Raw genomic sequence first — 22,963 nt, forward strand, 5'->3', positions numbered from 1 at the left:
CCGTTCTTCTAGCTGTTGACAGTCGGCCCCGGCAACGGCACAATCTGCCCACTATGCGTACTATCTTTCTTGCCGACGCCCATCTGCATCACCCTGATGATGCCAACTACCGTCTGCTGCTGCGTTTCATTCAGTCTCTGCAGGGTACCGCGGACACGCTCTGCATCCTGGGTGATCTGTTTGATTTTCGGGTTGGTCTGCCTGCGCTGGCTTTTGATGAACAGGAGCCGTTGCTGGAAGTCCTGGAGCAGTTGCATGCAGCCGGTACCCGGCTGATCTGGCTGGAAGGCAATCACGACTTCCAGCTTGGCGCTGATCTGGCTGCACGGCTGGGGGCCGAGATTCACCCCGGACCGGTGCTGCTTGAGCTACAGGGCAAGCAGGTCTTTCTCTGTCATGGTGATCTGATCAACAAGGCTGACTGGCGCTATCGTCTGCTCTATCGAACCCTGCGTAGCCGTGTAACCCTGCAGATCGGTCGTATGCTCCCGGCAAAAGCGGTGCAGGGGTTGCGCAGCAGGCTGCAGCGTTCCAGCAAGGGGCGCTACAGCGGAAATCGGAAACGCTGGGATTATAGTAGCATGATTCGCAGCTATGCTGCATCAATTCGTACAGAAGGGGCTGATGCCCTGGTGCTGGGACATTTCCATCAGCCGTTTATCGACCAACAGCAGGACTTTACCCTGGTTTCCCTGGGTGACTGGATCTCCCACTACTCCTATGCCGAGCTGCTTGATGGCAGCTTCCGTCTGCTTACTTACCCTGCCTGAAAAACTCTGCCAAGGCCTGTTCACCCAGCTGTGAGGCCTTGATCTTCCACTTATCACCGTTAATCACCAGTGCCACCAATGCAATTTGCGGTTGATCTGCCGGTGCATAGGCGGCAAACCAGGAATAGTGCCCCTTGGGGTTGTCGCCATCAATGGAACCGGTCTTGGCCGCGATCTTCATATCGCTGGTCAGCCTGCGTCCTTCATAGGTGTGAAACGCCTTGCGAGATGTGCCGCTGGTGACTGTGGTCAGTAACATGCGAGTCAGGCTGTCGGCAGTCTCCGGGCTGATAACCTTTGTCACCTCGCGGCTGGCCGGTACCTTCAGCTCCTTACCGTTACGGGTCGCCTGATCAACCAGCCGGGGTGCCATCATGGTGCCACGGTTGGCAATGGCAGCGGTAATGGCTGCAGCATGTATCGGAGAAACCTGCAGGCCGTGATCCAGACCGCAGCCCTGTAGACGCAGATCGTGGGTGGTTGCAACGGCGGGAGCCGGGCTGGGAGCCGCCGGAACGCCGGGCAATAACAGGCTGCGGTTAAAACCGAAGCGGTCACAGGTCTGTTTGAGCTGCTCTTTGCCAAGCAGATCACTGGCGATCATGCCGTAAACCGGGTTGACTGACTTTCCCATCGCCTCAGTTACATCCATCTTGTTGTTGCGGCCTCTGGGGGATGGGTCCCAATTCTTGGGGGTTTCAGAGACCAGACGCCCCCGGAATTCCAGCACGCTGGCCGGGTTTATCTTGTTGTTTTCCAAGGCAGATGCAGCCGTTACCATCTTGAACAGTGAGGCCATCGGGTAGACCTGATAGGCGGCCTGTTGTTGCCAATTCGGGTCAACAGCTGAATAACCCGTAAGGGATAACACCCTGCCGGTGGTTGGTTCTATGGCAACAAAAACCGCGTAGTTGGGACGGGTTGCGGCAAGAAACCTCTGTAGCCGTTGTTGCAGTTCCGGCTTGATTGAAAGCCGGAGCGACGTGCCGTAGGGGGCGGTGTCGGTCAGGGTCTCTCCCGAGCTAACGGCAGCAGGAAGCAGGCCGCTGGCGGTGGCAAACAGATCATCTCCCAGTGAAACCGGTTGCGGTTTCAGTTCTGTTTTTGCTCTAAAACCTTGCCAGTAGGAAATCGCCTGAGCGCCTTTACGAACCGCTACAACCGTTAGAGGGATTATCAGCAGGGCAAGGGCAGTACAGAGGGCCAGATTTTTCCAGTAACGCTGGAAAAACGTCTTTTGGGGTCGGATCAGATGTTTGAAATCTTGCATTTAAAAACTATAGGCTAATCGTAGGGGTGGTGTCAATCCGTGTCAGGTGCTATTTGAGGGTTCTCCCGATACGATTGGCATCGCCTCCCTCGCCAATCACCCCGCCATATTTTTGCCTTTGTCCGGGATTCCCCGGACAGACAAACCGGTGTGCCTCCTGTATAGGAAGATACGACCCTTCCTAAACCAGACAGAGCAGGAGAACCATGTGGCACGCCTATTTCTGATTGATAACCATCCTGCGGTCCGACAGGGGCTGCAGCTGTTGCTGCAGGAGTCCCACCACGTCATCTGCGGCGAAGCTGGCTGCAGCGCCGAGGCGCAGAAACAGCTGGCGGAGTCCGGCGCTGATCTGGTGCTGCTTGATCTTGTGCTGGGCGCAGAAAACGGGCTTGAGCTGATACCGGCGGCACGCCAACACGGTATCAGTGTGCTGGTTTACTCCATGCTGGAAGATGCAGAGAGTATTTCCGGGGCCTTTGCCGCTGGCGCCACCGGTTATGTAACCAAATGTGAGCCTGATGAGGCCCTGCTTGCCGCTGTAACAGACCTGCTGAGCGGGAAGCGTCACATCAGCCCACGGGCTGCCCAGAGTCTGGCAAACCGGACCTTGTCAGCCGCTAAAAACGATCAGATCTGATTTTTGCATTTTTAAGTTAAAGCCGGGGAGGATGGTATGGTGCGACAATTGAAACTGATGTTGGTGCTGCTGGCTGTATTCTTTGTAAGCTTGATTACTGTTCCGGCACAGGCGGGCATCCCTGCGCTTACAGTTCCGGCCACCAGCAACCTTGGGGCCAACCAGGTCACCCTGACCGTGCAGGCCAGTGAAAACGGCACCGGCTATATTACGCTGCTGCCCGGAAGTAGCACAGCGTGCGGCACCGGCGCGCAGGTGAAAGACGGCCTTGACAGCAACGGCAGTCCGGCTTTTCGACGTGGATCTTTAAAGCTTTCTGCCAATTCCTCCGGCAGCTACACCATAGCTAACCTGATCCAGACGACAAATTACACCGCCTGCTTTACCGCCGATGACGGCACATCCCTGCAGTCGACCCCGGCGACGGCAAATCTGACCACAGTTGCCGCCGCAACCTACAGCAATCCGGTATGGGGGCTGCTGGGTAATCCCGGTTTTACAAGCAGTAGCGACTATCATGCACTTGCTTATGCACCGGATGGCACACCGTATCTGGCGTATTCGTACAATACATCCGGTACGGTGCTGAAGTGGGATGGCGCTGGCTGGGTTACCGTGGGGAGTCCGGGATTTTTCACGAGTGATTATCCCATGTCTCTGGTTTTTGCTCCGAATGGAACCCCCTATATTGCGTATGAAGATTCCGTAAACGGCATGAAAGCCACCGTAAAGAAATTTGACGGCAACGACTGGGCTCCTGTGGGAGATGCCGGGTTTTCATCTGGTACCATGGATTTTATGGCTTTGGCGATTGCCCCGGACGGGACCCCATATACTGCTTTTACTGAATTTGAAAGTAACATTACCAGGGTAATGAGATATGACGGCAGCAGTTGGACTCCCGTGGGTGGGATTGCATTTTCAGATGCGACAAGAGCGGCTCTCGTATTTTCACTGAAATTCAGCCCGGCCGGAGTTCCATATATCTCGTATCTCAACTATGTCCCAGGTGAAGCTTCTGGTATGACAATCGGTGTAAAAAGGTTAAACAGCGATAGTTGGGAGCTGGTGGGAAACCCGGCGTTTCCATATTTCCCCGAAGGGGGGATTGCGTTCCCGTTGGCCTTTGCTCCTGACGGCACCCCCTATCTGGTCTATCCGGATGCAGCAAACGCTAGTAAAGCCACGGTGATGAAGTTTAACGGCAGCAGCTGGGATCTGGTGGGAAGCGCCGGATTTACACCTGTAGCAGGCTGGGATTTCTCCCTGGCATTCGCACCTGATGGCGCCCCCTATCTGGCATATGCAGGTAGCGGCCCCCAAAGCGGTGTAATGAAATATACCGGCGGCAGTTGGATTACGGTCGGGGACGCCGGGATCATGAAAGCTAGATACACATCCCTGGCATTTGCTCCTGATGGCACTCCCACTGTGGCCTTTAGGGACCTTCAATTTGGCAATAAAATTACCGTAATGCGTTTTGCAAACCCTCCTGTCCCGCCGGTGCTCACCTCCATCTCTCCATCCAGCGGCCTTGCTGATGTCAATACAAACGTAACCATAACCGGTGTCGGTTTTAGCAATGCATTGCGTGTGATGTTTGGCAGCAAAAATGCCATAAGTTTTGTCGTCAACTCAGACAGCCAGATCACCGCCGTGGCTCCTACGGCGGCAACTGGTGATGTGGTAGATGTTACGGTTACAACCTACAACGGTACCAGCGCCACCAGCAGCGCCGATCTGTTTACCTACGGCAAGCATGCCCAGAACGCTATCTTTACTGCAGCCCCTGTCATTTTTATTGGGGGAACCGGCGTTGTCAGCGCACATTCTTCGCTTGATGACGCATTGTTACACCTTCCTGCAACCTACAGCTCACTGACCCCGGAAACCTGTACCATAACAAGTTCATACACAATCGATACCCCCTTTACTGGTTCCCCCTTTGAGTACGTTAGTATGTCTCTTCATAAAATTACGGATTACGCAGTGATCAAAGCTGATAAAGAAGGTACCTGCACTATTGCGGTCGATTTTCCTGAAACTACGGATCATGCCGCGGTACGGGGGACTCAATCTATCACCATAATCCCTGCTGTAGCGCCACCCCTCACAGCTCCGACACTATCCAATCTGGGGGCCAACCAGGCTACCCTTACCTTCCAGGCCAGCTATGACAGCATCGGCTGGTTTACCCTGCTCGCCGGCAGCAACGTCCCCTGCGGCAGCGCTAATCAGGTGAAGGCCGGCCTTGACTCCGCCAACAATACGGCCTACAGACGTGGCTCGCTCTCACTTATCGGAAGCACTCCCGGTCACTACACGGTCAGAAACCTGTCAGGTAATACGCAGTACACAATCTGTTTCATAGCAGACAACAGCATGATTCAGCCGACACCGGTAGCCGTCAATTTTACAACCAATGCAGCAAAGAGCTTTGCCCTTCCTGTATGGGTAGTTTCAACGTACCAAGCCGAGTATCAGTTCCCCAGTGTTGGCGGCATCAGCTTCGCTCCGGACGGCGCCCTCTACGTGGCGTATAATAAGGATGATTCAAATACGGTTTATTCTAAGACTCACCAACAAGTAGATCGAATTGTCGGCAACAATGCATATCATCTAAATAAGTTTAATTTGTTAACATGGACAGGGTATATCGGTACTGTCACTCCTGTATTCGCTCCGGATGGAACACTGTCCATCATAGATGCTCGCTCAGTGCAATCATTTATCTCTTACGGCGGGGGCAAGGGATGGAATAAAAAACAGTTAACCACGGAAGATATTTTTAGTGGGAGCGTCGCCTTTGCTCCCAACGGAGAATTATACGTGGGGGCAAAGGTAGTTCCTCATGAGTTTGGTGGTATAGATTTGGATCTGGTGCGCAGATTTGATGGTACAAACTGGGTTGATGTCGGCACGCAGTCGCTATTGCAGAATCCAGGGAAGTATCCTTATAACTTCATTGCTTTTGCCCCGGATGGCAGTCTCTATCTGGCAGGTAACCAAAAAATTCTGAGGTTTGACGGCAGCGACTGGGTCACCGTGGGGGAGTTGTCTGCTGATATTACTGCATTTGCCTTTGCTCCTGACGGAACACTCTGGGTGGCTGCAGGATCACCAAGTAAAATCTACAAATTTAATGGCAGTAACTGGTTCGATATGGGTTCCGATGGTACCACGAGCGGACGTGGGGGGGGCACTTCCATAGCCATTGCTCCCGATGGTACTCCGGTTATTGCCGGAAGCGATGGTATTTGGCCGGAAAAAGTATATGTAAAGAAATTGAGCGGCAGTAGTTGGGTGTCGCTGGCAGATCTGGATTTACCGGATAATATGTCTAGATTGAATAACTCCAGGACTGTTGCTGTTACCTTTAGCCCGGATGGCACCCCGTATGTGGCATACGCTCCTTTTTCTCCTGATACCTACAAAGTACTGCGTCTGGTTGATACCGCACAGTATGTCACCTACAACGGCAATGGCAACAGCAGCGGCACGGTGCCGGTTGACACTACCGGCTATGCCCTGAACGCCACAGCAACGGTTTTGGGTAATAGCGGCGCACTGGCAAAAAACGGTTATGTCTTTAACGGTTGGAACACTGCTGCTGACGGCAGCGGCACCAGCTACCAGCCTGGCGCAACCTTTGTCATGGCTGCCAGCAGCACCCTCTACGCCCAGTGGGCTGCCCCGGTTGCGCCGCCGTCAGGGCTGGTCTCCTGGTGGCGAGGTGAGGGAAACGGGCTGGATGTTCTGGGAACAAACAACGCCACGCTCCATAGTACCACCAACTTTAGCTTTGCATCCGGCAAGGTTGGTCAGGCCTTCAGCTTCAGCGGTGCGATCTCTGAATACCTTGATGCGCCCAGCAGTGCTTCACTCAACTTCGGCACGGGTGGCTTTGCCATCGCCACCTGGATCAAGTCCAACGACAACGACAGCTACCGGCGGCTTGTTACCAAACGTACCGGTGGTACCTGGTACTCTTTAGCTCTTAACGGTGGCAAGGCCTTCTTTGAAATTGCCGCTGGGGTTAATTGTACCTCTTCCACCACTGTTGCCGATGGTAAGTGGCATCATATCGTGGTCAGCAGGGATCAGGCCGGTACTTCTCCCCGCAAATACCACCTGTACATCGACGGTGTTGAGAACACGTCTCTGGCCGACAGCGGCCTGAACCTGGATAACAGTGCCCCACTTGAGTTGGGTAAATGGTATACGGAGTCCCATGGTGGCACCTACGCCGGCCTGATGGATGAGGTGCAGATCTTTAACCGTTCCCTGACCGCCGCAGAAATCCATGGTATCTACAATGCCGGCAGCGCCGGGCTGGCATTAACGCCAACCGTCACCAACATCTCTCCATCCAGCGGCTTTGCATCTGGCGGAACCAGTGTCACCATTACCGGAACCGGCCTGAGCGGGGCTACTGCCGTCAACTTCGGCGCAACGGATGCCACCGGATTTTCTGTCACCTCCGACATCCAGGCAACCGCCACCTCTCCAGCCGGTGTAATCGGCCAGACCGTAGATGTCACCGTCACCACCCCCGGCGGCACCAGCGCCACCAACAGTGCGGATCAGTTCACTTACACCCTGCAGTACCAGGCCAAAAACCAGACTACCGGCAACTCCTACACCACCCTGGCCGAGGCGATCACTGCTGAATCAACATCAATTGCTGAGGATATCCGGGCCTATGGCGGCCAGTTTGATGGCGCCATTACTCTGGCGACATCGCTTAACCTGTACGGTGGTTATGATGACCTGTTTAGCGTTAAGGGCAGCCTGCCCACTACCCTGAACGGCAGCCTGACGTTGAGCGGAGGAACGGCAAAGGTTGATAGCGTCACGGTGAAAGGTGTCTTGACCATCAAGGGCGGCAGCCTGCAGGTGAACGGGGTAACAGTGCAGTAGGGGATAGAAACCTGGAAAAGGTTTCACCGCAGAGGGCGCAAAGATCGCAAAGGACTGAAAGTGCTAACTGACTGCTTTTCTTTTGTTTCCTTGCGTTCTTTTGCGGCTGGACTACCGTGTTCAGATTTATGGGATTACACATTCTTCAGGGAGTTTAGGTATGAAACAATTTAAACTGATGCTGGTGCTGCTGCTTTCCATGCTGCTGTTCTGCAACAGCCAAGCCTGGGCGCTACCCCGCTTTGTGGATCTGAACGACGGGACCGTACTGGACACCAGCAGCAGCCTGCGCTGGCTGCAGAATGCCAACTGTTTCAATCTACAGAACCTGGCTACTGCCATGTCATCTGCTTCCAATCTGTCATCACCTTCCTGTGGATTAACGGATGGCTCAATCTCAGGAGACTGGCGCCTGCCAACCCTTGATGAACTGCGTACGTTCACGAACGCCGGATATTTTGCTGCCTCCCTCAATGCAGCAGGATTTAGCAATGTCCAGGCTGCCACGTACTGGTCTTCCAGTGAGAGTGTCTATGGTGCAGCCTATGGTCAGGTTCTTTACATGAACGACGGCAGTATCACCAATACGTTAAAGACATCTCTTAGTTCCGTGTGGCCCGTTCGTGGCGGACAGTATTGGGCATTAGATCCTTTGGTTGTTTGGGGTGCGGTTGATTTTGGTAGCCAGATTGTCGGCCTTACGTCATCCGGCCATCCGTTTACGCTGAAAAACAGCGGTACAAACCAACTGTCTGTTACCTCAATCAGCCTGAACGGTAGCGATGCCGGACAGTTTACCCTTGCCACCGGTGGAACAACCCCCTGTAGCAGCCTCACGTCCTTCACCCTGACTGGCGGTGCAAGCTGTACTGTGCTGGTCAGCGCCAAACCTACGAGCGCAGGCAGCAAGAACGCCAATCTAACCGTTACCGTAAATGGCGCTAGTACGGATGCCGCACTGAGCGTTACGGCTGTTGCCGCTGTTACTTACAACGATAACGGTAGCACCTCAGGCGTTGTACCAACTGATAGCCAGGGATATCTTTCCGATGCAACCGTTACCGTACTTGCTAACGGCGGCGGGTTGGCAAAAAGCGGCTACATCTTTAACGGCTGGAACACGGCAGCCGATGGCAGCGGCACCAGCTACCAGCCCGGCGCAACCTTCAGCTATGCCGCGCCAGTTGTTTTATATGCCAAGTGGTCTGTGCCCACGGCTCCGCCAAACGGGCTGGTCAGTTGGTGGCGGGGAGAAGGCAACGCTACCGACACCCAGGGGAGAAATAACGGCACATTACAGGGTGGCGCTACCTATGTCCCCGGATTGGTGGGGCAAGCCTTCAATTTTGACAACGCCACAGCCCAGTATGTCAGCGTACCTTCCTCTTCATTCCTGAATATCTACGGCACCCATTCGGTCTCCTTCTGGGTCAAGCTCACCACGCTGCCGCCTGCCGGTAAAGCGTACTATGTGGTCAGTAAGTGGACCAATGCGGCAGAACATAAGCAGATCAACATCAACGCCGACGGAAAGGTTTTTTACCATCTGTTTGGCACAACCGCAGGTTCCGGTGTCACCTCAACCGCTGCCCTGCAAACCGGCGTCTGGACCCACGTAGCCGCAACCTATGATGGCGCAAATATGAAGATCTATATCAATGGGGCGCTAAGTGCCAGTACACCTGCCAATAATGATGTTGGTGACAGCAACGGCACCTTGTATTTGGGCAACAATCCCCAGATTGCAGCCGGCTATTCCGGCGCCAACTTCAACGGGCAGCTTGATGAAGTTGGCTGGTTCAACAGCGCCCTGTCCGCCTCGGACATAGCAAACATCTACAATGCCGGCAGCGCCGGTTGGGCTTTGCCCCGTTTTATTGACCTGAACGACGGCACCATGCTGGATACCAGCAGCAGCCTGCGCTGGCTGAAGAATGCCAGTTGTTTGGGGAAACAGAAATGGGATGCGGCTATCTCCACAGCAGCCGGTCTGGCAGCGCCTGCGCCTGCATGCAGCCTGACGGATGGATCGTTGGCAGGTGACTGGCACCTGCCAACCATTGACGAGCTGCAAACCCTGGTTGCGCCCCCGGACAACCACCGTTATGACACACTCAATGCAGCAGGCTTTGCTGATGTTCAGGCTTACTGGTATTGGTCCTCCAGTCCCTACATAGATATCTCAAATGTTGCCTGGGACGTAAAATTGACCGACGGCAACTCGTATGTCGACGGCACGTTCAATGCTAGCTATGTTTGGCCCGTTCGAGGCGGACAGTACTGGTCATTGGATGCTTTGATTGTTTCAGGAACTGCTGATTTTGGGAGTGTGCCTGTCGGTTCTACATCATCCGGCCATTCATTTACCTTGAAAAATAGCTCGGCAAGCTCACAGTTGATCAGTTCCGTTACCCTGAGTGGCACTGATGCCAGCCAGTTTGCAGTGGCTACAGGAGGAGCCAACCCCTGCGGCAGCCTCACCTCGCTCAGCCTGGCTGGCGGCGCAAGCTGTACCGTGCTGGTCAGCGCCAAACCGACAATCATCGGTAGCAAAAGCGCCAACCTGACCGCTACTGTAGGTGGATTGAGTCTGAACGTCCCGTTGACCGCCACTGGCGCAGCGCTGTCAGTCACCTATAACGGCAATGGCAACAGCAGCGGCACTGTACCGGTTGACAGCACCGGCTATGCCCTGAGTGCCACAGCCACGGTTCTGGATAACAGCGGCGCACTGGCAAAGAGCGGCTACGCCTTTAATGGCTGGAACACGGCAGCCGATGGCAGTGGCACTACCTATCAGCCCGGCGCAAGCTTTAGCATTGCCGCGCCAACCACGCTGTATGCCAGGTGGATTGCCCCCATTGCGCCACCATCTGGGCTGGTCTCCTGGTGGCGAGGGGAAGGAAATGGTCTGGATACGCGTGGAACAAACAACGCCACACTCCATAGCGCCACCAACTTTGCCTTTGCACTCGGCAAGGTTGGCCAGGCCTTCAGCTTTAGCGGTGCCACAACCGAATATGTTGATGCGCCGGACAGCGCCTCCCTCAACTTCGGCATGGGTGACTTTGCCGTCGCCACCTGGATCAAGACAACGCTCCCCTCCGTTGCATATACCTGGAAGCGTCTGGTCACCAAGCGTGGAACCAGCGGTAACTGGTATTCACTGACACTTAACGGCCCTGTTGCCGGTGCAGTAACCTTTGAAATAGCCGCCAACGTCAGCATGTCGTCCAGTGTTGCCGTAAATGACGGGAAATGGCACCATATTGCCGTCAGCAGAGACCCGGCAGGCGCTTCGCCCCGCAAATACCGGCTCTACGTCGATGGGGTTGAGAACAGCTCCATGATAGATAGCGGCTTGAGTCTGGATAACAGCGCCCTGATCGAGCTGGGCAGGTGGTCCACCGAAACAAGCGGCGGCACCATCTACTCCGGGCTGATGGATGAGGTGCAGATCTTTAACCGTTCCCTGAGCGCCGCAGAAATCCAAGGTGTCTACAATGCCGGGCCAGCCGGGCTGGCACTTGTCCCAACCGTCACCAATATCTCTCCAGCCAGCGGTTTTGCCGATGGCGGCACCGCTGTCACCATCACCGGTACCGGCCTGAGCGGGGCTACTGCCGTCAACTTTGGCGCAACGGATGCCGCCAGCTTTTCTGTTACTTCCGACACCCAGGCAACCGCCACCTCACCAGCCGGTGTGGTCGGTCAGACGGTGGATCTAACTGTCACCACCCCTGGCGGCACCAGCGTTACCAGCCCAGACGACCAGTTCACTTACACCCTGCAGTACCAGGCCAAGGACCAGAGCAGCGGCAGCTCCTACACCACCCTGGCCGAGGCGATTGCCGTCGCATCAGCCGGGCATGAGATCCGGGCCTATGGCGGCCAGTTCGATGGTGCCTTTTCGCTGGTCAGGGATATCATTCTGAGCGGCGGTTACAATCTGGCATTCAGCGCAAAGGACAGCCTGCCCACCACCCTGAACGGCAGCCTGACGGTGAACGGTGGTACGGCAAAGGTGGATAGCGTCACGGTTAAAGGGACGCTGACCATCAAGGGCGGCAGCTTGCAGGTAAGCGGGGTAGTGGTGAAGTAGTAAAAATAAAATAAATTCAAGTGGTTTTGTTGCATTACTGGAGTTTTGTGCTTTAATCGATTGGAGCGTTCTTTCTATAAAGAACGCTCTTTGACTTCTACGTAACATCATGAAGGGCGGTTTCTGGATGAGACAATTTACTCTGATGGCAGTAATGCTGCTTATGGCGCTGTGTTTAACCAATACCCCTGCTTGGTCGGAAGGTACGGAATGGCGCTTTGTTGATCTGAGCGACGGCACCGTATTTGATACGAACAGCAACTTGCGCTGGCTGAAAAACGCCAACTGTTTTGGCAAGCAGAATAGACCTAATCTGGAGATATATTCAAATTCACTGGCTGCAACTTCATGTGGTTTGAATGATGGTTCGATTGCCGGTGACTGGCATCTTCCAAACAGTACTGAGTTAAATGTTTTCCGTGGATACTATGCGGATGGTCTTAATACCTACGGGTTTGTTAACGTCCAATCAGACAGGTATTGGTCAAATACCAGGCAAACGGATAGTGGTTATTTTTGGTACGTCGACATAAGCGACTACACCACAGATATAGAATTTCAGAATTACCTTTACTATGGCTGGCCCGTTCGTGGCGGACAGTATTGGTCGGCTAATGCGAATAATTTTTTCATGGCGGTAACGACCGGTGGTTTTGGCACCCTGGTTGTTGGTAAAACTTCCCGTAGTCAGATATTCACCCTGAAAAACAGAGGTACAGTATCGCTGCCTTTGTCTGCAATTTCGCTGGCAGGTGCTGATGCCGATCAGTTTGTTCTGGCCACCGGGGGTGGCCATCCCTGTGCCAGCCTTGCACCAACCCTTGCTGCCGGGACGGTCTGCACGGTGACTGTTACCGCCAAGCCGACATCCATTGGCAGTAAAAGTGCCACCCTGAGTATCACGGCGGCGGGATATCCTCCTTATGTTGAGGCCCCGCTGACTACCATCGCTGTTAGGTCTGTTACCTACAACGGTAATGGCAACAACGCCGGAAGCGTGCCGAGTGACAGCACAGCGTATGCAAACGGTGCAACAGTTACCGTTTTGGACAACAGCGGTGCATTGATAAAGAACGGTTATCTATTTAAGTGTTGGAACACAGCCGATGACGGCAGCGGTACAGACTATGCTGCCGGTACGACGTTTAGCTATGCGGGGATCACCACCCTCTATGCCAGATGGGTAACCCCCGTTTCACCGCCATCGGGGCTGGTCAGTTGGTGGCGGGGGGAAGGCAATGGCATTGACATCGCTGGCGGTCTGACCGGGACGCCGTCTACGGGCATGGCCTACTTATCCGGCAAGGTTGGGCAGGCGTTTAGTTTGAACGGTTCGACCGCATCCATTGCCGTGCCTGACAATGTAAAACTGAATTTTGGGATACATGAGTTTTCCATAGCGGTCTGGATCAAGACAACCGACAACCACAACTGGCAACGCATTGTAACCAAGCGCGCTGCCACTGGTTCCTCCTATTGGTATTCCCTGTTTATTGCAGGTTATGTGCAATTTGAAATTGCTTCCGGTGTTTCGATGCATTCTACATCTCCCTCGCTTAACGATGGAAAGTGGCACCATATAGGCGTAACCAGAGACCCTACCACGACCTCTCCTCGGAAGTATCACCTGTATATTGACGGTGTTGAAAACACAACCATGCCCGACAGCGGCTTGTCTCTTGACAATAGTGGCCCTTTGGAGTTCGGTAAATGGGGCACAGAAATTGATAACGGAAGTATTTACTCCGGTCTGATCGACGAAATCCAACTGTTCAACCGTTCCCTGACAGCCAGCGAGATTATAAGCATCTACAATGCTGGCAGCATCGGTCTGGCGATACCCCCCACTATTAGCTCTGTCACCCCCTCAAGCGGCTTTGCTTCTGGCGGCACCGCCGTCACCATCACCGGCAGCAACCTGACCGGGGCTACTGCCGTCAAATTTGACGCAACGGATGCAGCCGGTTTATCTGAGGTTTCCGATACCCAGGCAACCGCCACCTCACCAGCCGGTGTGGTCGGACAGACGGTGGATCTGACCGTCACCACACCTGGCGGCACCAGCGCCACCAGCAGCGCAGACTTGTTCACGTACACCCTGCAGTACCAGGCCAAAAACCAGAGCACCGGCAACTCCTACACCACCTTGGCCGAGGCGATTGCCGTTGCATCAGCCGGGCATGAGATTCGGGCCTATGGCGGCCAGTTTGACGGTGCCTTCTCGCTTGTCAGGGATATCATTCTGAGCGGCGGTTACAATCTGGCATTCAGTACCAAGGACAGCCTGCCCACCACCCTGAACGGCAACCTGACCGTGAACGGAGGAACGGCAAAGGTGGACAGTGTTACGGTGAAAGGGACGCTAACCATCCAAGGCGGCAGCCTGCAGGTGAACGGGGTAGTGGTATCACCGTGAATTTTTGAACGGGCTTGGGATAGTCTGCAGGGGCATCGCAACCGGGATGCCCCTGCAGAGAAACGATTCTGTTTGAATAGCCAGAGGGCATTGCCTATAGTGCCATAATCATGACCCACCGTGCCTTGACCCTGATACTGCTGTTCACCCTGCTGACAACGCTCTGCCTCTGTAGCGGGTGCAGCACCAGCAATGATACAGCGCCCCGTGCCCACCAGGGGGTGATTGACCTTTCCGCAACTGATCTACAAAAATCAGATCCGATTCGCCTGGACGGGGAGTGGGAGTTTTACTGGAAGCAGCTCTTGACCCCACAGGATTTTCAGGAAGGGCATGCTGCCACGGCAGCTGCCTACCTGACGGTTCCCGCTGCCTGGGATGACCTGCCAATTAAGGGGGAAAAACTGGAGGCAGCGGGATATGCCACCTTCCGTTTGCGGATTCTGCCCGGCACGGCCAGGCAGGAGTTACGGCTTCAGCTTGGAGAGATCTACTCTGCCTACCGGCTCTGGGTAAACGGCGCCCTGCTGGTTGAAAACGGTCTGGTCGGGAAATCTGTTTCAGAAGAAGTCCCTGCTCAATCTGTCCAGCAACCCCGTTTACTGCTTGATGGCCAACCGGTTGAGCTGCTGCTGCAGGTCTCCAATTACCATTACCGCTCCGGCGGGCTGCGCGCCCCGATCAGGCTGGGGGATGCTGAAAAGCTGGCAACAGCGCAGCTGAAGCAGTGGGCACTGGCCCTGTTATGTGTCGGCAGTCTGCTGGTGATGGGGCTCTATCACTGCGGTCTGTACTGCATCAGAAAAAAGGACCGCGCCCCGCTTTATTTCGGGATCTACAGCCTGTTGTGGGCTGGCAGTTCTGTTGCCTCAAACGCAACGGACTGGGCCGTGAACCTGCTGGTGGTCCAGTATCCGGCTGTGCTTGTCAATCGTTTTGACCTGCTCTGCTTTGTGCTGTCGCTGCCGGTTGGCTACAGCTTCTTCCGTACCCTGTATCCCGCTGAATTTTCCCGCCGTCTGCAGCAGCTTACCCTGGCTGTGGCCCTGCTGTACACCGCATTGGGGCTGCTGCTGCCCACCCTGGCGTTCACCCGTCTGATCCCGGCGCTCTACCTGTTTTCCATGGTGATGATCCTGTATTGTCTGGTTATGCTGTTTCGTGCCATGCGCAGCAACAGGGAGGCTGCGTCACTGATTCTGGCCGGTTTTGTTGTGATGGGGGCGGCTGGTGTCAATGATATGCTGTATGATCTGCAGTTGATACGTTCGGTCTATCTGATCCATATCGGCATGTTTGTCTTTATCCTTTTTCAGGCAATCGCCCTCTCGATCCGCTTTTCCAGGGCCTTTGTCGCCGTAGAGCAGCTTTCCGCTGAGCTGTCCATCAAAAACCGGAATCTGGAAGATGAAATGGCAGAGCGGACCCGGCTGGAGCGGGAGATCGTCAATATCAGCGAGGAAGAACGCCGCAGCATCAGCCATCAACTGCATGACGGACTCTGTCAGCTTTTGACCGGCACCCGGCTGCATTTTTCATCCCTCAGACGCAAGCTGTCCGATGCAGACCGCCAGCAACCGGAAGTGGCAGAGGTGTCGTCGCTGCTGGAGGAATCGGTTAACCATGCCTATGATCTCTCCCGCGGGCTCTGGCCGGTGGAGCATGACAGCAACGCACTCAGCCCTTCGCTGGAGGAGCTGACCCGTCGTATGGCCGAGACAAGTGGCGTCCTGATTGAGTTCAGGCAGCAGCGTGGCTGCCAGGTCTGCACAAACAAAGGGGTGACCCAGCTCTACCGTATCGCTCAAGAGGCGCTGACCAATGCCGTCAAGCATGCCAAGGCCCGCCGGATTGTTGTGGAGCTTGCCTGCCGGAACCAGGGGCAGTTGACCCTGACGGTTCAGGATGATGGCGTTGGCAGAGACCAGGCCAAGCGGACCAACGGCGGTCTGGGGATGGGGATCATGCAGCATCGCGCCAGGCTGATCAACGGCAACCTGACGGTGACTGATGCAGCAGGCGGGGGAACTCTGGTCAGCTGCAGCATCCCCTGTGACCTGCAGACAACGGAGGGCTGTGTCCCATGACGGATAACGTGCAAGCCGGCAACATTTTTTTGATTGATGACCACCCGGCGGTGCGGAAAGGGTTGACGTTGCTGCTTACCCAGGAGGCGCACACCATCTGCGGTGAGGCCGGCAACGTTGCAGATACCTTTCAACAGATCGGTGGATCAGGTGCAGAGATCGCCCTGTTGGATCTTTCTCTGGGGGATGAGAGCGGGCTTGATCTTATTCAGGATATTTGTGCCCTTGACATAGGCGTGCTGATTTATTCCATGCACGAGGATGCCGATACGATCCAGAAGGCCCGTGACACAGGTGCCCTGGGCTACGTCTCCAAGCGGGAACCGGAAGAACTGCTGCTGCTGGCAGTGACAGAATTACTGGCAGGCAGACCGTACCTGAGCCCCCGCATTGCACAGGCCATGGCAGACAGCCGGTCTTTCACGCGGCCGGAAGTGCTGCTTAGTGAGCGGGAACAGCAACTGCTGGGCATGCTGGGCCAGGGCGATACCAACCCGGATATGGCCGCTGCCTTCGGCATCAGCGGTCGCACTATTGAGACCTACTTTGCACGGATCATCACTAAACTGAACCTGGAGGGGATGAAAGACCTTAGACGGTTCGCCATAAAAAATCACCGATAACAAAACCTCCCGTTCACCTCCCACCAACCGATGCCTCTTGTTTTTGCCTTGTCCGGGATTCCCCGGACAGACAAACCGATTTTTTACAGTATAGTAGGATAAGCATGTCGTTCGTAAAGCGGGCAGGGCAGGAAAATCCTGTCAGCCTAGACAAATAATCAGATTTGGAATTTGGTTTTTTCAGTTTAAGCCGGGAGGATGGTATGGTGCGACAGATAAAACTTTTAGTGGTGATGCTGCTCTCAATGCTGCTGTTGTGCAGTGGTCAGGCCTGGTCACTGGATCGTTTTATAGACCTGAATGACGGCACCATGCTGGATACGGCCAACAGTCTGCGCTGGTTGAAAAATGCCAACTGTACTGATACCGCCGGAGGTATTACGAATGCTGGTGGAACTCTTAACTGGGCTGATGCACAGACCTGGAGCAACAACCTGGCTTCCGGCCTGTGTAGTTTGAACGACAGTTCGGTGGTAGGTGACTGGCATCTGCCAACCATTGACGAGCTGCAGACCTTGGTTGCTGCACCGGACAGCTATCGCTATGACACCCTCAATGCCGCTGGGTTTAACAACGTTCTGGATCTCGCTTACTGGTCTTCCAGTACCGACGCAAGCTACACAGGCTACGCCTGGTTCGTGTACATGGACGTCGGCTACGTGTACAACAACAGTAAGGGCGACCTCTACTACGTCTGGCCCGTTCGTGCCGGACAGTATTGGTTATTGGATTCTTTGGTTGTTTCAGGAACTGCTGATTTTGGAAGTGTGCCTGTCGGTTCTACATCATCCAGCCATTCATTTTCCTTAAAAAACAGCGGCACAAGTTCGCTTTCTGTTACCTCAATCGCCCTGAGCGGAACGGATTCAGGGCAGTTTACCCTTGCCACTGGCGGAACAAACCCCTGCAGCAGCCTTACTTCGCTCACTCTGGCAGCCGGTGCAGGTTGCACCGTGCTGGTCAGTGTCAAACCAACAACCATCGCCAGCAAGAACGCCAACCTGACGGTTACTTCAGGTGGCTTGAGTGTGAATGTTCCGTTGAGCGCCACTGGCGCAGCGCTGTCAGTTACCTACAACGGTAATGGCAACAGCAGCGGCAGCGTACCGGTTGACAGCACCGGCTATGCCCTGAACGCCACCGTCACGGTTCTGGATAACAGTGGCGCATTGGCAAAGACCGGTTATATCTTTAACGGCTGGAACACGGCAGACGATGACAGAGGTACCACCTATCAGCCCGGCGCAACCTTAAGCATTGCCGCGCCAATCACGCTGTATGCGCAATGGGCTGCTCCCATTGCGCCGCCGTCAGGGCTGGTCAGTTGGTGGCGGGCCGAGGGTAATGCCCTTGATACACGCGGGACAAATAATGCTACACTTCATAGCGCCTCCAGTTTTGTCTTTGCATCCGGAAAGGTTGGCCAGGCCTTCAGTTTCAATGGCGTAACAACCACATATATTGATGCGCCGAACAGCGCCTCCCTCAACTTCGGCACAAGTGATTTTGCCATCGCCACCTGGATCAAGTCCAGCGACAGCGGCAGCTACCGTCGGCTTGTCACGAAACGGGGAACAGGAAACTGGTACTCGCTGGCTCTTCATAACGGCAAGGTTTTTTTTGAAATATCACCCTACATCAGCATGTCGTCCGTTGCCGCCGTGAATGACGGTCTATGGCATCACATTGTTGTCAGCAGAGATCCGGTCGGCACCTCGTCACGCAAATACCGCCTGTATATCGACGGGATTGAAAATACCTCTCTGGCTGATGGCGGGCTGAATCTGGACAACAGTGCCCCGCTTGAGTTGGGTAGATGGTCTACGGAATCCTATGGCGGCATCTACTCCGGCCTGATGGATGAGGCGCAGATCTTCAATCGTTCCATCACCGCTGCAGAGGTTCTAAATATTTACAATGCCGGCTCTGCAGGTCTGGCAGTTGTTCCTACCGTTACCGGCATTTCTCCAGCCAGAGGTCAGGCAAGCGGAGGAAGCCAGGTGCTGATCTCCGGGGCTAACCTGGCCAATGCCAGTACAGTGAAATTTGGTGCTACGACCGCCACCGGTTTTACCATTGTCTCCGATACCCAGATTACCGCGATTGCTCCTGCTGGTACAGTTGCCAGCGTCGTTGATATCAGCGTAACCACCCCCGGCGGCACCAGTGTCGCCAGCAGTTCCTCCAAATTTACCTATACCGGGCTTGTCAGTTGGTGGAAGGGTGAAGGAAACGCCCTTGATGCGGTGGGTGGTCTTAACGGTACGGTTGGTTTGTATCCATATTACACTCCCGGCAAAATCGGTCAGGCATTCTTTTTTACCGGCAATCCGACTGAATATATCACCGTACCTGATAATCAGAAACTACGCTTCGGGGTGGATGAATTTTCCCTGGCTGTTTGGGTTAAGGCATCAGATGTCGTTACATGGACACGGGTTCTGACAAAACGTCCCGCTTCCGGTGCCACTGCCTGGTATTCACTGGGGGTTTCCGGAAACAAGGCAATCTTTGAAATTTCCGCCAGTGTTACGCTTACCTCTTCAAAGTCGGTTGCCGATGATGCATGGCATCATATCGCCGTAACCAGAGACCCTGCAGGCGCCTCACCTCGAAAATACCGCCTGTACGTTGATGGTGTTGAAGATGTTGCCATGGATGACACTGGCGTGAATCTGGATAATAACGGCCCGCTGGAGATCGCCAAATGGGCCAATGAAACCCCGGGCGGTGCAATATTCTGGGGATCTGTCGATGAAGTGCAACTGTTTAATCGCGCTCTGACAGCCACCGAAGTTCTGGAGAATTACCATGCGGTCCCAGGGATTGCATGGCCACTTAGCGTCACGAAAACTGGCAGCGGCACAGTAACGACCAATGTCTCTCCCGGCACCTTAAGCTGGTCAGACAATACCGGTATGGCAAGCTATCCCGATAGTACTTCGCTCAGGCTGACCGCCATTCCTGAAAACGGGTCCGGTTTTGGCGGCTGGGGCGGTGATTGCAGCGGCACTGATACCTCCTGTTCACTCAGCATGTTTGCCAGCCATACGGCAAGCGCCAGTTTTTTTGTAAACGATTATGTCCGGCTTGGCGCTTTGACAACCCCCTATGGCACCCTGCACCACGCCTATGCAGCGGCACACCCCGGTGATCTCATCAAGGCGCTGGGATTGACTTTTATGGAGGATCTGACTCTTGATCGTGACCTGAGCGTCACCCTGCAAGGCGGGTATGTGGCCGGTTTTGGCAGTCACAGCGGCAGTACGACACTGAACGGCAGGCTGACAATCAGCAGCGGTAGGCTGGTGGTGGATCAGTTGATAATACGTGGCCCCATCCCTGATTGAAGACCGCTGCGGCAGGGGCGTTAATCTGACAGCCACTCCGCAAGCCGACTCCACCTTCAATTGCTGGTGGGATATTGCACAGGCCGCTCCTGATCGGATCGGCCTGTCTTTATGTTAGGGAACGTCTGTTTGAGCTTGAAACGAGTCGTCTGCCTCAGGCCAGAATCTACGTTTTAATTCATCCAGTAGCGGAGCAAGAGATTTGCGGTCAACCGCACAGATGCTGATGGCGTTGTGACTATCAGGAACAGCCGCCTGCAGGTAAACGGGTAGTGGGTTAATAGAAATAAATCCAGGTGGTTTGGTTGCATTGTTGGAGTTTTGTGTTTTAATCAACAAATTGTTCATTCTATTGTCAGGGTAAGCAGTTTACCGCAGGAGACAATCAGGCAAAATGGCCGTTTAACCGGAGTTCGTTGCCGGTGGACGGCCATGTTTGGTAAGGAGGATGGTATGAAAAGGCATCTTGTTGTATGTCTGGCAGTAACGATTTTGATTCTGACAGGGTACGCCACGGCTCAGTGCGGCTCATGGTCATTACTGTTGGGCGGCAATAATAGTGACTCTGCTGCCTCTGTCCAACAAACAGCCGACGGTGGCTTTATTGTTGCCGGAAACACCTCTTCATTCGGCACAACTGCGCAGGATGTCTGGGTACTGAAGCTTAATGCCTCTAGCGAGGTGGTGTGGCAGAAAACCTATGGCGGCGAAGGGTCCGATTCAGCCAGTGCCATCCAGCAGACCGCTGATGGCGGCTATATTGTGGCAGGTTATACAAATTCCTATGGCGCAAATAGCAATGGAGATGCCTGGGTGCTGAAGCTTGATGCCTCTGGCAACGTAGAGTGGCAGAAAACCTATGGCGGCGAAGGGTATGATTCAGCCAATGCTATCCAGCAGACCACTGATGGCGGCTATATTGTGGCAGGCTTCACAAACTCTTTTGAAAGTAACGGTGATGCCTGGGTACTGAAACTGGCTTTAAACGGCACCATTGAGTGGCAGAAAACCTATGGGGGAACCACTGACGGCGATGAGGCTATTGCCATTCAGCAGACAACAGACGGCGGTTATATTGTTGCCGGCGTTACATACTGTTTTGGCGCTGGCAACACTGATGCCATGATACTTAAACTGGATGAGAACGGGGCACTGGAATGGCAGAAAACATATGGTGGAACCGGTTTTGAAAATGCTACTGCTATCCGGCAAACAGCCGACCAGGGGTATATTGTGGCTGGCGTTACTACCTCATTTGGCGCGGGTGGTCTTGATGGCTGGCTGTTGAAGCTGGCGGATAATGGCACAGAAAGTTGGCAGAAAGCCTGGGGCGGGTCAGGGGGAGACAGTTTTTCTTCAGTCTGGCAGACAGCAGATGGTGGCTATATTGTTGCCGGATCAACAGGATCTTCCGGCGCCGGCAACGGGGATGCCTGGGTGCTGAAGCTGAGTGAAAACGGCAGTGCCGTGTGGCAAAAGACCTATGGCGGAGCAGCCGGCGATTTAGTCAATGCGGTTCAGCAGACATCCGACGGCGACTACATTATTGCGGGTGCTACAGCCTCTCTGGGGGTGCAGACCTTTGATCTCTGGGTGATGAAGCTTGAACAGGATGGCGGTTTGAATGGGTGTTATAGCATTGGTGAAACCGCAACAGTGCCGCAGAACACCGCAGCGGGGACGCTCTCTTCGTTAACTCTGACGGTTGATTCATCTGCAGTAGAGCCTGGTGCTTCTCTGGCCACGACAACCACTTCGACAGCGTCCCCTTCTATTTGTTCTGCAACGCAACCTCAGCTGACGCTCTCGGTTTCAAAATCAGGACAGGGAGCTGGAACGGTAACCAGCTCACCATCCGGCATCAACTGCGGCACGAAATGCTCACATACCTTTAACAACTATACATCTGTAATCTTGTCCGCTTCCCCTTCCAGCGGTTCTTACTTTAGCGGATGGGAGAGCGCGGAAGGTTGTACCACCGGCACCTGCACGGTAACGTTCTCAGGTTATAATCGTGGTGTCACAGCTGCGTTTGGCCTGATTGTTAACGGAGCCTGTGGCAGCAGCCAGGGGAAAACATTTGATACGGCCCCGACTCAAAATCTCTGTCTGACCGGAACCCCCACAGTTGTAGGTTATAACGATGGTAAGTGGGTCTGGAGCTGCAATGGATCGCCAGGCGGTTCTACGGCCAGCTGTTGGGCCCACATCACCCAGGTTGGTCTTTCGGTTTCCAAAACGGGCAATGGCACGATCACAAGCAATCCGGCAGGCATCAACTGCGGAGATGACTGTGATGAATTGTACCCGTACGGAACATTGGTAACCCTGACGGCAACCCCTGAAGCGGGGTTTACATTTAGCAGCTGGGGTTTTTTTGGCCCGTGCCCAATTGGTGAGACTTCCTGTGGACGTGCAATGACGTCACCCGCAATCGCCAATGTCACCTTTCTCCTTGATCCAAAGGCACGAATCGGCAGCACAGCTTTTGGTACGTTGCAAAGCGCCTATAGTGCCGTCACCAATACAGGCACTATAGAAGCCAAGGCCTTGACTTTTATTGAAAATTTAAGTCTTGACCAGGGAACCTATTTTACCTTGAAGGGCGGCTATGCAGACGATTATCTCAGCCGTACCGGCTCTACCACCCTGGATGGCACTCTGATCATCAGTAGCGGCGGCCTGACGGTTGACCGGCTGGTGGTGCGGTAGCCGGATGAGGATCAATAGTGATTTGCAGTGATATATTGTGTTTTTTTAATGTTTGGCGTAAATAATCGGCTGC

At 54.4% G+C, this 22,963-nt stretch carries 10 protein-coding genes; 9 read left to right on the top strand and 1 reads right to left on the bottom strand.

Features of this window, described 5'->3' with window-relative positions; all coding sequences use genetic code 11:
* Window positions 1-53 precede the first annotated feature (53 nt).
* Window positions 54-770: a UDP-2,3-diacylglucosamine diphosphatase gene (locus tag OEL57_RS01045; RefSeq protein ID WP_300735920.1), complete on the top strand. Its 717-nt coding sequence runs from the start codon at window positions 54-56 to the stop codon at window positions 768-770.
* On the opposite strand, the gene OEL57_RS01050 is transcribed toward OEL57_RS01045, so the two are convergent.
* Entirely contained in the window at window positions 754-2,040 is a 1,287-nt protein-coding gene (locus OEL57_RS01050) for a penicillin-binding transpeptidase domain-containing protein (protein WP_300735923.1), read from the bottom strand. The two genes, OEL57_RS01045 and OEL57_RS01050, sit on opposite strands and share 17 nt — an antisense overlap.
* A gap of 208 nt (window positions 2,041-2,248) precedes the next feature.
* Between OEL57_RS01050 and OEL57_RS01055 the strand changes: the two genes are divergently transcribed.
* The 8 genes from OEL57_RS01055 to OEL57_RS01090 all read left to right on the top strand — a co-directional run bounded on the left by OEL57_RS01055 (window position 2,249) and on the right by OEL57_RS01090 (window position 22,890).
* Window positions 2,249-2,680, top strand: a complete 432-nt coding sequence (locus OEL57_RS01055; RefSeq protein WP_300735925.1) for a response regulator — start codon at window positions 2,249-2,251, stop codon at window positions 2,678-2,680.
* Between the two features lie 36 nt (window positions 2,681-2,716).
* Window positions 2,717-7,600 (top strand): LamG-like jellyroll fold domain-containing protein, encoded by a 4,884-nt coding sequence (locus OEL57_RS01060; RefSeq protein ID WP_300735927.1) that lies wholly within the window; start codon window positions 2,717-2,719, stop codon window positions 7,598-7,600.
* A 160-nt stretch (window positions 7,601-7,760) separates the two neighbouring features.
* Window positions 7,761-11,702, top strand: coding sequence for a LamG-like jellyroll fold domain-containing protein (locus OEL57_RS01065; protein ID WP_300735929.1), 3,942 nt, complete (start codon window positions 7,761-7,763; stop codon window positions 11,700-11,702).
* A gap of 127 nt (window positions 11,703-11,829) precedes the next feature.
* The gene (locus tag OEL57_RS01070) at window positions 11,830-14,118 is read left to right on the top strand and encodes a LamG-like jellyroll fold domain-containing protein (protein WP_300735931.1); all 2,289 of its coding nucleotides are present in this window, start codon (window positions 11,830-11,832) and stop codon (window positions 14,116-14,118) included.
* A gap of 110 nt (window positions 14,119-14,228) precedes the next feature.
* Window positions 14,229-16,205 (top strand): 7TM diverse intracellular signaling domain-containing protein, encoded by a 1,977-nt coding sequence (locus tag OEL57_RS01075; protein ID WP_300735934.1) that lies wholly within the window; start codon window positions 14,229-14,231, stop codon window positions 16,203-16,205.
* Window positions 16,202-16,828, top strand: coding sequence for a response regulator transcription factor (locus OEL57_RS01080; RefSeq protein WP_300735936.1), 627 nt, complete (start codon window positions 16,202-16,204; stop codon window positions 16,826-16,828). Before OEL57_RS01075 ends, OEL57_RS01080 begins: the two co-directional genes overlap by 4 nt.
* A gap of 203 nt (window positions 16,829-17,031) precedes the next feature.
* Window positions 17,032-20,178, top strand: coding sequence for a LamG-like jellyroll fold domain-containing protein (locus OEL57_RS01085; protein WP_300735937.1), 3,147 nt, complete (start codon window positions 17,032-17,034; stop codon window positions 20,176-20,178).
* 453 nt (window positions 20,179-20,631) lie between these two features.
* Complete coding sequence (locus tag OEL57_RS01090; protein WP_300735939.1) at window positions 20,632-22,890, top strand: InlB B-repeat-containing protein; 2,259 nt, start codon at window positions 20,632-20,634, stop codon at window positions 22,888-22,890.
* The last annotated feature ends 73 nt before the right edge of the window (window positions 22,891-22,963 follow it).

The sequence above is a fragment of the Trichlorobacter sp. genome (assembly GCF_030247655.1).
Lineage (GTDB): Bacteria > Desulfobacterota > Desulfuromonadia > Geobacterales > Pseudopelobacteraceae > Trichlorobacter.